This window comes from Ruegeria sp. CDSA236 (assembly GCF_059611285.1).
Genome location: NZ_JBXWPG010000001.1, coordinates 334496 through 348314 on the forward strand (window position 1 = coordinate 334496; position 13819 = coordinate 348314).

The 13819-nt window shown below is 57.3% G+C and carries 11 protein-coding genes; 5 read left to right on the top strand and 6 right to left on the bottom strand.

All coding sequences use genetic code 11. The features are described from left to right. Window positions 1-34: 34 nt before the first annotated feature. From hemB to AC2FLB_RS01720, 4 genes are all read left to right on the top strand, one after another. Window positions 35-1027: a porphobilinogen synthase gene (gene hemB, locus AC2FLB_RS01705; protein ID WP_496691161.1), complete on the top strand. Its 993-nt coding sequence runs from the start codon at window positions 35-37 to the stop codon at window positions 1025-1027. Between the two features lie 147 nt (window positions 1028-1174). Next, on the top strand, window positions 1175-1750 hold the full coding sequence (locus AC2FLB_RS01710; RefSeq protein WP_496691160.1) for a lipid-binding SYLF domain-containing protein: 576 nt from the start codon (window positions 1175-1177) through the stop codon (window positions 1748-1750). Window positions 1751-1923: 173 nt separating this feature from the next. Then, the gene (locus AC2FLB_RS01715; protein ID WP_496691159.1) at window positions 1924-4386 is read left to right on the top strand and encodes a penicillin acylase family protein; all 2463 of its coding nucleotides are present in this window, start codon (window positions 1924-1926) and stop codon (window positions 4384-4386) included. 106 nt (window positions 4387-4492) lie between these two features. Beyond that, window positions 4493-4885: an SgcJ/EcaC family oxidoreductase gene (locus tag AC2FLB_RS01720; RefSeq protein WP_496691158.1), complete on the top strand. Its 393-nt coding sequence runs from the start codon at window positions 4493-4495 to the stop codon at window positions 4883-4885. A gap of 52 nt (window positions 4886-4937) precedes the next feature. On the opposite strand, the gene hflX is transcribed toward AC2FLB_RS01720, so the two are convergent. The 4 genes from hflX to trkA form a co-directional block, all read right to left on the bottom strand. Next, window positions 4938-6209: a GTPase HflX gene (gene hflX, locus AC2FLB_RS01725; protein WP_496708514.1), complete on the bottom strand. Its 1272-nt coding sequence runs from the start codon at window positions 6207-6209 to the stop codon at window positions 4938-4940. Further along, the gene (hfq, locus tag AC2FLB_RS01730) at window positions 6209-6448 is read right to left on the bottom strand and encodes an RNA chaperone Hfq (protein ID WP_010440340.1); all 240 of its coding nucleotides are present in this window, start codon (window positions 6446-6448) and stop codon (window positions 6209-6211) included. Before hfq ends, hflX begins: the two co-directional genes overlap by 1 nt. Before the next feature lie 126 nt (window positions 6449-6574). Further along, window positions 6575-8113: a TrkH family potassium uptake protein gene (locus AC2FLB_RS01735; protein WP_142633526.1), complete on the bottom strand. Its 1539-nt coding sequence runs from the start codon at window positions 8111-8113 to the stop codon at window positions 6575-6577. After that, window positions 8113-9489, bottom strand: a complete 1377-nt coding sequence (gene trkA / locus AC2FLB_RS01740; RefSeq protein WP_142633524.1) for a Trk system potassium transporter TrkA — start codon at window positions 9487-9489, stop codon at window positions 8113-8115. Before trkA ends, AC2FLB_RS01735 begins: the two co-directional genes overlap by 1 nt. Before the next feature lie 192 nt (window positions 9490-9681). Between trkA and AC2FLB_RS01745 the strand changes: the two genes are divergently transcribed. Then, complete coding sequence (locus AC2FLB_RS01745; RefSeq protein WP_496707855.1) at window positions 9682-10065, top strand: hypothetical protein; 384 nt, start codon at window positions 9682-9684, stop codon at window positions 10063-10065. A gap of 11 nt (window positions 10066-10076) precedes the next feature. Here the strand turns inward: AC2FLB_RS01745 and ntrX are convergent, their stop codons facing one another. Together ntrX and AC2FLB_RS01755 are read right to left on the bottom strand one after the other, a co-directional pair. Beyond that, a complete protein-coding gene (gene ntrX, locus AC2FLB_RS01750) occupies window positions 10077-11486 on the bottom strand; it encodes a nitrogen assimilation response regulator NtrX (protein ID WP_142633520.1) in 1410 nt (469 codons plus the stop codon). Then, on the bottom strand, window positions 11483-13771 hold the full coding sequence (locus AC2FLB_RS01755; protein ID WP_281972011.1) for a sensor histidine kinase NtrY-like: 2289 nt from the start codon (window positions 13769-13771) through the stop codon (window positions 11483-11485). The genes ntrX and AC2FLB_RS01755 overlap by 4 nt, the downstream gene beginning before the upstream one ends. Window positions 13772-13819: the final 48 nt, after the last annotated feature.

Below are 13819 nucleotides of genomic sequence, written 5' to 3' on the forward strand. Positions count from 1 at the left end.
CACCCAATGCTGGAATTTACAAGGAGAGCGCGTCATGAAACCGACCATTGCCCCCTATCCTCTGGCCCGTTTTCGTCGAACACGCCAATCACAGGCGGTGCGGGCGCTGGTCCGCGAGAATACACTGACCACCGATGATCTGATCTGGCCGGTTTTCGTCCGAGACGGCGAAGGTATTGAAGAGCCTGTCCCCTCGATGCCTGGTGTCATGCGCCGCTCGGTCGATCTAATCGCACAGGCTGCGGTCGAAGCGCAGGCCCTGGGAATTCCGGCAATCTGCATCTTTCCCTACACCGACGTATCCCTAAAGACCGAAGATTGCGCCGAAGCGTGGAACCCCGATAACCTGTCCAACCGAGCCATTCGCGCCATCAAGAAAGCCGCACCCAATATCGCGGTGATGACGGACGTGGCGTTGGACCCATACAATATCAACGGCCACGACGGTTATGTGGTCGATGGTGAGATCATAAACGATCAAACGATCGAGGCGCTGGTAAAGATGACGCTGGCGCAAGCAGATGCGGGCGCCGACATCATCGGACCGTCAGATATGATGGATGGCCGGATCGGTGAAATGCGGCGCGCCCTGGAAGGCGCAGACCATCACAACGTGATGATCCTCAGCTATGCGGCCAAATATGCGAGTGCGTTCTACGGACCGTTCCGAGATGCAGTGGGCGCCTCGGGCGCGCTGACGGGGGACAAAAAGACCTATCAGATGGACCCCGGAAACTCGGACGAGGCGCTGCGCATGATCGAGCGTGACCTGACCGAAGGCGCAGACATGGTCATGATCAAACCCGGCATGCCCTATTTGGACATCTGCCGCCGGGTCAAGGACACGTTTGGCGCGCCGACCTATGCCTATCAAGTCTCAGGCGAATACGCGATGATACAAGCCGCGGCTCAGAACGGCTGGATCGACGGAGAGAAGGTCATGCTCGAAAGTCTGCTTGCGTTCAAACGGGCGGGCTGCGACGGGATCCTGACCTATTTCGCGCCTCAGGCCGCCCGGATCCTGTAGGGCTAATCCCCCGCGTTTCCGCGATTTTTCGCCGACGATTTTTGGTCACCCGGCAGCTTTCCCGTGACACGAGGCGACAATCGGCGTATTCTTGCGGACAAGATCGGGAGCACCCGACAATCAGGCATTTATACAGAGATAAAAAACATGAGCAGTTCCAAACCTACTCGATTAAGCCGTCGTGGCTTTGCTTTTGGCATGGCCGGTCTGTCAGTGACCGCCGCCTGCGGCAATGGCGTCGGCAGTTCCAACGCAGCGACGATTGACGCCCGTGTGGATGCGACATTGAACCAGATGTACGCCACCTACCCCAACACGCTCGAAATCGCGAACAAGGCCAACGGCATGCTGGTCATGCCTCTGATAACCGATGCCGGACTAATCGTCTTTGGCGGTGCCTACGGCACAGGCGCGCTACGCATTCAGGGCGCGACAGTTGATTACTATTCCGCAATTTCGGGAACCGCTGGCCTGCAAATCGGTGCCCAGCAATATGCGCATGTCCTGTTCTTCATGACACAGGATGCGTTGAACGATTTCCGCCGTTCCAACGGATGGACCGCCGGGGCCGAAGTCGGCTACGTGGTCGATGCGACGGGCGACTCTCTGTCGACCGACACCACCACCCTGCGTTCGCCGGTTCTGGCGGCGGTCTTCGGACAGGCAGGGCTAAAGTTCGGCGCGACGGTCGAAGGCACGAAATACACCCGCATCATTCCCTGATACCGGACTACCCTCCCCCTTCAAGAAACCCCGCTTTCGGCCTTTGGCCCGAGGCGGGGTTTTTCATTCAAACTGCGGTAAACACGCATGTTCTCATGCGGTTCCTCTTTCGATCCGTCCAGCCATCCTCTAGTGTCTGCACAATCATAGAGTGAACGGAAATGTGACCGCTGATGGGAATTGTCTTTCGCTGGCTAGTGCGTATCGCCTCGGGTCTTGTTCTGCTGACATTGGCGGCTGTGATGCTGGTGTATTTTCTGGCCAGTCAATCCCTGCCGGATTACGATCAGACCGTTAAAGTTGATGGCCTGACTGCGCCGGTTGAGGTTGTCAGGGATACAGCGAATGTTCCCCATATTCTGGGCGCATCAGACCCGGATGTCTTCTTTGGGCTTGGCTATGCCCATGCACAGGATCGCCTCTGGCAGATGACCGTTCTGCGCCGGACAGCGCAGGGACGATTGTCCGAAGTCTTTGGCGCTCGCACTGTTCATATCGACAAGCTGTTGCGGCGGTTTGATCTGTACGGGCTTGCACACCGGTCGGTACAAGCCCAGGACGACTATACCAAAGAGGCCCTGCGCGCTTATGCTGCCGGGGTGAATGCACGACTGGCCGAGATTAACGAAAACGCATTGGGCCGTGGTGCGCCAGAGATGTTTTTGTTCAATGCGCCTGTATCGCCCTGGCAACCGGGCGACAGCCTGGCCGTCATCAAACTCATGAGCCTGCAACTTTCTGGCCATCTTGAGGATGAAGTGCTGCGCGCGCGCACATCGCTTATGCTGGATGACCAGACCCGACTGGCGGATATTCTGCCTGATGTCCCCGGGCCGGGAATCGCCGCTCTGCCCGAATACGCCGCCCTGTTTCCCAACCTGCCCAGATATGCGGCCGGATCGTCGATGCCGGACATGCCCATCTCGCCCTTTCCAAAGCGCGGATTGGCCGGAGCATCGAACGCATGGTCTGCCGCGCCCACAAGATCTGCCAGCGGAGGGACGCTTCTGGCCAATGACCCGCATTTGGGTTTCACAGCGCCGGGCATCTGGTATCTGGCCCGTCTGGAACTGGCCAAAGGCGGCGTGATCGGTGCCACGATCCCCGGCATCCCGGCGGTGATGACTGGACGCAGTGATCGACTGGGCTGGGGTTTGACCTCATCCTATCTGGATGATCAGGACATCCATATCGAGCAGTTGAACCCAGAAAACCCCGAGGAATACCTGACCCCCGAAGGATACAAGACCTTTCGCAGCCGCCCTTCGATCATCGAGATCAAAGACGAAGCCCCAATCACTCTGACCCTGCGTTGGACCGAGAACGGACCGGTTCTGCCGGGTACCCATTACGATCTTGGGACGATCACGCCGCCGGGTCATGTCGCCTCGCTGTCCTGGACAGCCCTGAGCGCACAGGACACATCCATGTCAGCCTCAATGGCGCTGATGAATGCGGACACTGTCCGACAAGCCATCACCGCAGCCGAGCTGTTCATGGCGCCATCTCAGAACCTGTCACTGGTCGACAAGGACACCATCGGCATGAAGCTGATCGGCGCAATGCCGCACCGTGCCGCAAAGAACCAAAGCCGGGGGCGTATTCCGACGCCTGGCTGGCTGGCCGAAAACCGGTGGCAAGGCCGCCTGCCCTATGCTGACAACCCCGAATTCGTCGCACCTGCGGGCGGCATTCTGGGCAACACAAACAACAAGATCATCGACCGGCCATTTCCCGAACATGTCTCATATGAATGGGGGGATACGCAGCGCATCCATCGCTGGGAACGGCTGATGCAATCGCGCGAGGTACACACGCGCGACAGCTTTATCGAGGCACAGCTGGACACTGTCAGCTTTACCGCCCGCTCTCTGCTGCCGCTGATCGGGGCTGATCTGTGGTACACCGGCGCCTCTGCCCCCGAAGGCACCCAGGAACGCCAGCGCCAGATCGCGCTGAACCTTTTGGCCGAGTGGAATGGCGAGATGAATGAACACCTGCCAGAGCCCCTGATCTATGCTGCTTGGGTTCGGGCGCTGCAAATCCGGTTGATCGCAGATGAGCTTGGCCCCCTGGCGGCTGAATACAAACATGTCGAACCACTGTTCATCGAACGTGTCTATCGCGACATCGACGGAGCTTCGGCCTGGTGTAATGTGCGTCAGAGCGCGCCGACAGAGACCTGCACCGATATGGCACGCATGGCATTGGACGATGCGCTGATCTGGATTTCCGAAAAATACGGAGGATCACTGGAATCCCTGCGCTGGGGTGACGCGCACCAAGCGACACATGACCACCCGGTTCTGGGATCGGTTCCGGTGCTGCGATTCTTTGTGAACATCCGGCAGTCCACCAGCGGTGGCGACAATACCCTGCTGCGCGGCAGAACGTCGGGTGAAGGCCCTGATCCGTTCCAGAACGTGCACGGTGCGGGCTATCGTGGCGTCTATGATTTTGCGGATCCCGACAGCTCGGTATTTATCACGGCTACGGGCCAGTCGGGTCACTTCCTGTCACGCTACTATGACGATCAGGCCCAGCTTTGGCGTCGGGGTGAATACATCCCGATGTCCCTGGACCTTGACCTGGCACATGCAGCCGCCGTCGGAGTGACCACCCTTATCCCCCGCTAAGTTCCGTGCTTCGGCAAGACCTCGCCCGTTTATTTTCCATCGCGTGGACGCTGAATGGCGTTTGGCATACGATCCATAGGCCTAGGATTTGTGTGCGGGGGACCAAATGGCCAGTATCCGGGATAAGCTGAACAATCTCGCGCGGGATTATGCGATCGCCTGGAGCTCGGGCGACCCCGAGGCCGTTGCCAGTTTCTATGCGCCCGACGGACAGATCACGATCAACCGTGGAGAACCGATCATTGGCCGCGCTGCGGTGGCGGAAATGGCGCGCGGGTTTTACACTGATTTCCCCGATCTTGAGGTCCGCTGCGACATGTTTCGCTGGGCGGGAAGCCACGCAATATTTGTCTGGACCCTTGAAGGGCACCATTCCAAAACCGGCAATCACGTCGTGACGCGGGGCTGGGAAGAATGGGAAATGACCGACACCAACCAGGTCCAGAACTCTTTGGGTTGGTTCGATGCCGAGGATTTTCAGCGCCAGATTGACGGCTGATCACGGACCACTTTGTTCGATGGGTATAGGAAAGTTCTTCCCCAGTCAGGGTTCAAAGCGCTGCGTATTGCGAAGCTTGTTTCTCTGTCCACAGCACGTCGATCACAAAGCCATCTTCGGTCTGCTTTTCGGACTGCACGACCTCCTGGCGGAACAACCACGCGCGCTTGTTGCCTTCGGCAAATCCCAGTTCCAGCGTTGCCTCAGAACGTACGCCCTGTAGCGTGACGGCAATTTCCGCCAAAAGCGGGGCGATCCCTTCGCCGGTGACGGCTGAAATCGCGAAAATCCCCTGATCCCGCTCTGCCCGCGCCATCGCGGCTTCGCGCTCATCCGGGGACAGCAGGTCGATCTTGTTCCAGACCTCAATCCGGGGCCGCGCATCGTCAATACCCAGTGAAGTCAGGATAGTTTCGACATCCTTCGCCTGCGCCTCAGATTCATCGTGGCTGATATCGCGCACATGAACCACGATATCCGCACCCAGAACTTCTTCCAGCGTCGCACGGAAGGAGGCGACCAACTCGGTGGGCAAGTTCGAAATGAACCCCACCGTGTCCGACAGGATCACTTCGGGACCATCGGGCAGTTCGACCCGACGCATGGTAGGGTCAAGCGTGGCGAACAACATATCCTTGGCCATGACATCAGCCCCGGTCAGGCGGTTGAACAGGGTTGATTTGCCCGCGTTGGTATAGCCTACCAACGCCACAATCGGATATGGCACCTTGGCCCGCGCCGCGCGATGCAGCGTGCGGGTCTTGACCACCTTCTGCAACTGACGACGCAAGCGCACCAGTTGTTCATCAATGGCCCGACGGTCAGCTTCGATCTGGGTCTCACCCGGGCCACCCACAAAGCCCAATCCGCCCCGCTGCCGTTCCAGGTGGGTCCAGGCACGCACCAGCCGGGTCCGCTGGTAACTCAGCGCGGCCATTTCCACCTGCAAAACGCCCTCACGGGTGCGCGCACGGTCGCTGAAGATTTCGAGGATCAGCCCGGTCCGGTCGAGGATCTTGACCTTCCACGCCTTTTCAAGATTGCGTTGCTGAACAGGCGTAACCGATCCGTCGATCAAAACCAGCTCGACTTCGTTCTCGTGCAACCGTTCGGCCAGTTCCTCGATCTTGCCGCTACCGAACAGAAAACCGGCCTGCGCTCGAGGTAAGCGCACAACTTCGGATCCGATCACATCAAGGTCGGGCAATGCAGCGGCCAGCGCCACCGCTTCTGCCAGCGCCGGTCCTGGAACGCGGCGCTGTTCATCTGATTTGATTTCCGGATGCAGCACCCACGCACGGGTGCGCACCCTTTCATGTTCCATCAAGAGGCGTCTTCGCCCTCATACAGGCTGATCGGCTGCGATGGCATGATGGTCGAAATCGCGTGTTTGTAGACCAGCTGCGACTGTCCGTCGCGGCGCAACAATACGCAGAAGTTGTCGAACCAGGTGATCACACCCTGCAATTTCACACCGTTGATCAGGAAAATTGTGACCGGGACTTTTGCTTTCCGTACATTATTCAGGAACGCGTCCTGCAGATTCTGTCTGTCCGAAGCCATATTCTTATAATCTCGCCATTGTTCTTGCTACGCGCTGCGGACCAACGCGCTCCCTCCGGCGGAGTATGGAGTGTCGTTAACCGATATTCCAGATGAAAAATCAGTCACTAGCATGGTTATTGTTTCTTAACCCCTCAATAGAGCGGGTGTGATCAAGGCAATAATCGCCAGCGTTTCCAATCTGCCGATCACCATAGCGGCACACATGGTCAGCTTGGCACCGCCCGAAAGGTCGATCAATCGGATAGGAACATCGGTTGCCAATTCGATCAACGGCCCTGTCGTGCTCAGCGCTGCAACGCTAAGCACCATAGCGTGTTCGAACCCCGTACCCATGGCAGCAAGCAACACATTGAACACAGCAGCTGTCAGGGCAAACATCATGAAAAATATCCAAGCGATAAAGGCCCCATCGCTTTGGATGCGGCGGTTTCCACCACCTACTCCGCTGACCGAAGACGGATAAATCAAACGGTCAATTTCGCGCGCGCCGTTAAGGTACAGAGCAAAAACCCGCAACAGCTTTACCCCGCCCGCCGTTGTTGCAACTCCACCGCCGATCAGCGCAAGCCCCATCAGGATCAATCCCGGGGTGCCCAGACCGGAAATTTGCTGGGCATCATCCCAGTTCGCACTTTCGAACCCCGCGGTTGTCAGAAATGACAAGACCGTAAAAATCATGCCCCAAATTACGCTCAACGCCTGAAGAGGCTCCATCTGGCCGCCAATTTCGCTGACGCCGGCAAGAACCCTGAAGAAAAGCAGCGCCGCTACGCCTGCAACGATCATGAGCCCGATCCGGAACTCGGGGTCCTTATCCAGCCGCGAATATCCGGAGGTAGCTGTGTCCGAGGAAAAGGTAAGCCGCGACAAAGCGAAGAACAGGAACAGAAACAGGATGGCCTCACCGGTTACGCCGGCCTGCGCTCCCTCAAGCCCACCAACCGGTGAGATACCCGATGTGGCCATGGTCGACATCGCATGACAGATGGCGGTCAGGCCCTGCTCTCCTGCGATCACGAGCAACAGCCAAATGACAGCGGTCAGCCCGACATAAACCGGCGTCAAAGTCAGCGTGACACGGATTAGACGCCCGCGCGGGTCTACCATCTCGCTTTGCGCCACGCCTGAAACCGGGCGACCGGGTTGACCGCGGGCTGTCACCTCGAACCCGCCCAGCGACAACGGCGCGAGGATCGCGGCCGCTGAAATCCACATCAAAAGCCCGCCCATCCATCCGACCTGAGCCCGCCAAAGGTGTAACGGCGCCGACAACCGGTCTGGATCTGGAAACAAATCAGCCCCGGTAGTGGTCAATGCGCTGACCATGTCGAAATAGGCGTTGAGAAAGCTCGTATTACCCAACGCATCATGCAGAGGGATCGCAAGAAACAAGGGCAATACGGTGAAACAGCCTAACAAGACCGCCAACTGGCCCAATGTCCCTCGGCGCGGCATTCTGTTGGATGTTGCCAGCGAGATGATCCCGACCACGAACAACCCCAGCAACCCGGAATAGAAGAACGACCGGGACGTTTCGTGATCATCCAGCACCAGCGCAAATATGGCAGGCATCCACATAGCGGCAGCAAAAATACCCCAGAGCAGAAGAAACAGCGGCAATCGCCGAATGAGGCTAACCTGTTTTTTCCGTGCATGCGCCATCAGAAGAAATCGATCGAGACCTGCATCAGCCGTTCCACCTCGGGCACGTCTTTGGCTAAGGCAAAAATCGCCACCACATCCTTTTCTTCAATCCTGAGACTACCGGTGGGGCGCAACATCTCATCGCCCTTACGCACTGCGCCAACCAGCACACCTTCGGGGAAATCAATGTCGCGCAGCCTCTGCCCGGCCATGGGCGAGGTTGAAAGTACTTCGGCCTCGATCACTTCGGCCTCGGCATCGCCGATGGAATAGACCTGCCGCACGCGTCCGTGCCGAATATGGCGCAGAATCGAACTGACGGTGGTGGCGCGGGGGTTGATATAGGCGTCGATACCCAGCGGCCCCATCAGGGCAACCATGCTGGGATCATTGATCAGTGCAATCGCCAGAGCACAACCTTCGGCCTTGGCACGCACGGCAACCAACATATTTACACGGTCATCATCCGTGACGGCCAACATTGCATCTGCGCGTTCGATGCCAGCTTCGCGCAGCAGCGCCGCGTCCAGACCATCACCGTGAAGGACAATCGTTCGCTCAAGCGCTTCGGCTGCCACTTCCGCACAGTGGCGGTCTCGTTCAATTATCTTGGCACGCACGCGGCTTTCACGTTCTTCCAAAGTCCGAGCAACTTCAAGACCGACATTACCGCCGCCGACAATCACCACCCGGTCCTGCCGTTTTTGCGCCTTGCCGAAAACCTCCATCGTCCGGTCCACGTCTTTGACATTGCTAAAGACATAGCATTCGTCACCGACAAACAGCTGGTCCTCGGATTCCGGGGCAAACAGCGTACCCTCGCGCCGGACACCCACCACGATAGAGCTGAGCGTCGAAAACAGATCGGTCAGTTGCCGCAATGGCGTGTTCACGATCGGGCAATCCTCGGCGATGCGTATGCCAAGCAACTGCGCTTTGCCGTCCATGAACATCTCGGTGTCAAATGCGGATGGGGCAGACAACCGGCGCATCGCCGCTGCGGCAACCTCGCGCTCGGGGCTGATCACCACATCAATCGGCAGGTGATCGCGGCGATACAGATCCGAATGAATCGCCTCGAGATAGGATTTCGACCGAAGCCGGGCGATTTTGCGCTGAATGGAGAAAACCGAATGTGCCATCTGACAGGTGACCATGTTCACCTCGTCCGAATGGGTGGCAGCAATAATCATATCCGCATCGCGCGCGCCCGCTCGGTTCAGAACATCCGGATAGCTTGCAAATCCCGCAATCCCCTGAACATCCAAGGTTTCGGTCGCCCGTCGCACCAGATCAGGATTGTTGTCAACCACAGTAACGTCGTTCAACTCGCCCGAAAGATGCCGTGCAATCTGCCAGCCAACCTGACCCGCACCGCAAATGATGACCTTCATGCTATTGGCCCTTCTGCCTGAAATCTTTGAATGACAGATGCCCCCCAGACGGTCAATTAGTTTGTAACACAAGCAAAGCTGAGGCAAGGTAAGCGTATGAAAACAATAGCTCTCACGATTTCTTTGACTCTGTTGCTAACTGCGTGTGGGCCGCTTTCCCTGTATTATCAAGAGGGCGAGACAGTTTCGCAAATGCAGTCTGAAACGACTGGATGTCAGGTTCAGTCCCTCAAAGACGCCCCCGTTGCCAATCAGGTGCGACAAGGGGCACCAACCTATTGGCCAGGTCGCACCTACTGCGATGGTCGGGGAAGGTGTCATCGCACCGGAGGCTGGTGGCAGCCCGGTCAGATCTATACGGTCGATGTGAACAAAGGGCTGCGCAACAAGCTGGAAGCACAATGCATGGCGCAGAAAGGCTATCGCCCGGTCAGCCTTCCGCCTTGCAAGCAGGGCGTAAAGTCGCGTGTTGCTGCGCTCCCAACAACACAGCTGCCACCGCTCAGCACCGATTCATGTTTCGTCAAATTCGACAACGGAACGTTTCAGATCATTACCCCAGGTCAGGCAGGGTAAAGGCCGGCGGATCACTCCGCCGGTTCAGCCTCGTCCAGTTGCGCGACCCGCGCGCCCGATTTGTTCGAGGTCACTACGCCCAGAGATTTCAACTTACGATGAAGCGCGCTGCGTTCCATGCCGACAAAGCTGGCGGTACGGCTGATATTGCCCCCGAACCGGTTGATCTGGGTCAGCAGATATTCACGCTCGAACGCCTCGCGAGCTTCGCGCAACGGCAAGGTCGCCAATGCCCCGGACAGCACGACGCGACCTGATTCATCGGCTTTTTCTTCTTCGTTTGGCAGCTCACGCGCTTCGATCGGGCCCGTACCGTCACCCAGAATGAGCACCCGTTCGATCAGGTTCTTAAGCTGACGCACATTGCCCGGCCAGGTCATGGTCTGCAGCAACGCGACAGCTTCGTCTGAAATCTCGCGCACCGGCAGGCCCTGGGATTCATTGCACATTTCAATAAAAAACTCGGCAAGAACGGGAATATCCTCGCGCCGATCTTCTAGCGAAGGCACCGAAATAGGCACAACATTCAGACGATGGTAAAGTTCTTCTCGAAAACGATCAGCTGCGATTTCTGCATCAAGGTCACGATTGGTCGAAGAGATCACCCGCAGGTCGACCCGGACCTTGTCGGTACCTCCAACCCGTTGAAACTGTTGATCAACCAGAACCCGCAGGATTTTTGACTGGGTTCCCATGGGCATATCTGCCACTTCATCAAAGTAGACGACGCCACCATGGGCCTCTTCCAACAGGCCTGCCTCAACCCCGCGTTCGGTGGTTTCACGGCCGAACAGAACCTCTTCAACGCGCTCCGGCTCGATCCCGGCACAGTTCACGGTCACGAAGGGCGCATTTGCCCGGTTCGATTCTGCATGGATATAGCGCGCGGCGATTTCCTTGCCTGAACCGGCAGGGCCTGTCAGCATCACACGCCCGTTGGACTTGGTAACCTTGTCCAGTTGGCTCTGCATTGCCCGGAACGAGGCCGATTTGCCGATCATATCCGAGCTTGTGACCTCTTTCCGCTTTAGCGAGGCGTTTTCGCGGCGCAGGCGCGAGGTTTCCATCGCGCGGCGGATCACAACCATCAGCTGGTCGATGTTAAAGGGCTTTTCGATAAAGTCATACGCCCCCTGCTTGATCGCAGCGACAGCGATTTCGATATTCCCGTGGCCCGAAATGATCACCACCGGAATGTCTGGGTTGTCGCGCTTTACAGTCTTCAGAATATCAATCCCGTCCATCCGGCTGTCTTTCAGCCAGATATCCAGGATCAAAAGCCCCGGGGGTTCGGAATTGATGGCTGCCATACACTCGTCCGAGTTGCCAGCCAGCCGGGTAGAATAGCCTTCGTCCTCGAGAATATCGGACACAAGCTCGCGAATATCACGCTCGTCATCTACAATCAGAATGTCGCTCATCTTTGGCCTGCTTTCAGTTTGTTTGTATCAATTGCCTGCTTTTTCGGCGCTGAATTTGAGGAAATATTGCTCCCGGGCAAACGGATCACGGCCATTGCGCCAAAATGGTCCTGTCCGTCAAATACGGGGGCGTCCTCAAGTGTCAGCACCCCGCCATGTTCTTCGATAATCTTTTTGACGATCGGCAGCCCCAACCCGGTGCCCTCGTCGCGTGTGGTCACGTAAGGCTCAAACAGCCGAGCACGATCTTCCGGCAAGCCGATACCGTTGTCGGCAATGGTAATTACCGTGCCCGCATCGTCGCCAATCACAGTAACCTTGATCTGAGGCTTGAGGTTCTCAGGTGCCCCTTTTTGTTTCAGCGTTTCAATCGCTTCGCCTGCATTCTTGATCAAGTTGGTCAGCGCCTGATTCAGCATTGTTGCGTCTACATCACCTGAAATCGGCTGATCTGGAAGCATCGCTTCGATTTCGACATCCGGCTGACCGGCTTGCTGCAACAGAACAGCCTCGCGCACCAACCCCACCAGATTTTCTTCGTGCCGATCCGGTTCCGGCATGCGCGCAAACTTTGAAAATTCATCCACGATCCGCCGCAGATCATTCGTCTGGCGAACGATCACATCAGTCATGGATACAAGGATATCGCAATCATCCTCATCCAGTTTGGACGAAAACTTTCGTTTGATCCGCTCGGCGCTCAGCTGGATCGGGGTCAAGGGGTTCTTGATCTCATGTGCGATGCGGCGCGCCACATCACCCCAGGCTGCCATTCGCTGTGCACTGACCAGATCGGTCACGTCGTCAAAGGCAACCACATATCCTTCAAGCCCGCCATCTTCGCCGCGGCGGATCGCCATGCGAACCAACAGGTTTTCCAAATGGCCTTTTCGCGTGACCTTGATTTCACCCTGCACAGCCTCTTGCCCGCTGTCCTTGAGGCTTTCGAACAAAGGCATGAATTCGGGCACCGCAATGCCAATGGCAAGATGTTCCTCTCCACGGGACCAATCCAACAGGCGTTCGGCGGATCGATTCACAAACGTCACGCAACCATCGGGGTCGACACCAACAACACCGGATGTGACCGAGGTCAGAACCGAGTCGAACAGCCGACGCCGGCGTTCGATCTGCCGTGTGTTCTCCAAAAGAGTATCGCGCTGCCCTTTCAACTGTCGGGTCATCTGATTGAAATAACGGCCCAGCATCGCAATTTCGTCATCGGTGGCTTCTTCGATAACCTGAACGCCCAGATCGCCTGCCCCGACACGCTGCGCAGCGGTGGTCAGGCGTCCAACCGGGCGCGAGAGACGCTCGGCGAACCACATTCCCAGCGACACTGCAGCCAGGATCAGGATCACGGCAAAGCCCAGATAAAGCAGGCCGAATTCAAACAATACCCGTCCGCGTTCACTTTCAAGCTGTTGATAGAACTGAACTGTTTCCTTGGTATCGTCCAGCAGCGTCAGCAACTGCCCGTCCACTTCCCGGCTGACATAGAGATACCGATCAAGATAAGCCTTCAAAGGCACAAGCGCCCGAAATTCACTGTTTTGCCAATCGGCAATGATCAGCAATTCATTCTCAGTCGCTTGGGCCATCTGTTCAGAGGTCGGCTTTTCGAAGTTGAACAGATAAGAGCGATCCCCCCGGGATCGGATTTCACCATTTCCATCAATGACATAGGCCTCACGCAGACCGCGCTGGATTTGCGCCTGCCCTTGCGCCAGAACCTCTCGCAGTTCAGCATCGGAAATATAGAAATCACGCGTCCGGGCATTGTCCAGAAAAAGCGCTAATACGACGGCGTCCTGCGTCAGGCCCTCTCGGTGTTCCTGTTCATAAGCTTCCGCAGCAGTAAGCGAGGATCCGACAACCTGCCTTACGCGGTCGGAAAACCAGCCCTCAAGACCAATATTCACCGTCAGACCGGCAAAGATTGCAACCGTGACAGTCGGCACCAGAGCCAACAGTGTGAAGGCTCCGATCAGTCGCAGGTGCAAACGGGACCCCGCGGATTTGGCCCGGCGTGCTGCGATCAGGTTGCCTACCTGACCCAGAACCAGCGCCGCAACCACGAGAACATAGACCAGATCCGCAAGCAGGATCAGGCGCAATGAGGGCGCGGTTGCCCCCAGATCGAATGGACCAATGACCAGATAAGTGGTCAAAGCCAGCACCGGGCCCAGCAAAACCAGACCCAAAGTTCCAAAATTGCGCAGCCTTCGGGATTTTCGCCACCGATTGACTGATAAAATCAGCCCGCTCTGTGCTCGGGTTGCCACCGTCTGCCCTCATCCTGATGTGCCGCTTGCGCGACTTACCGCCATATG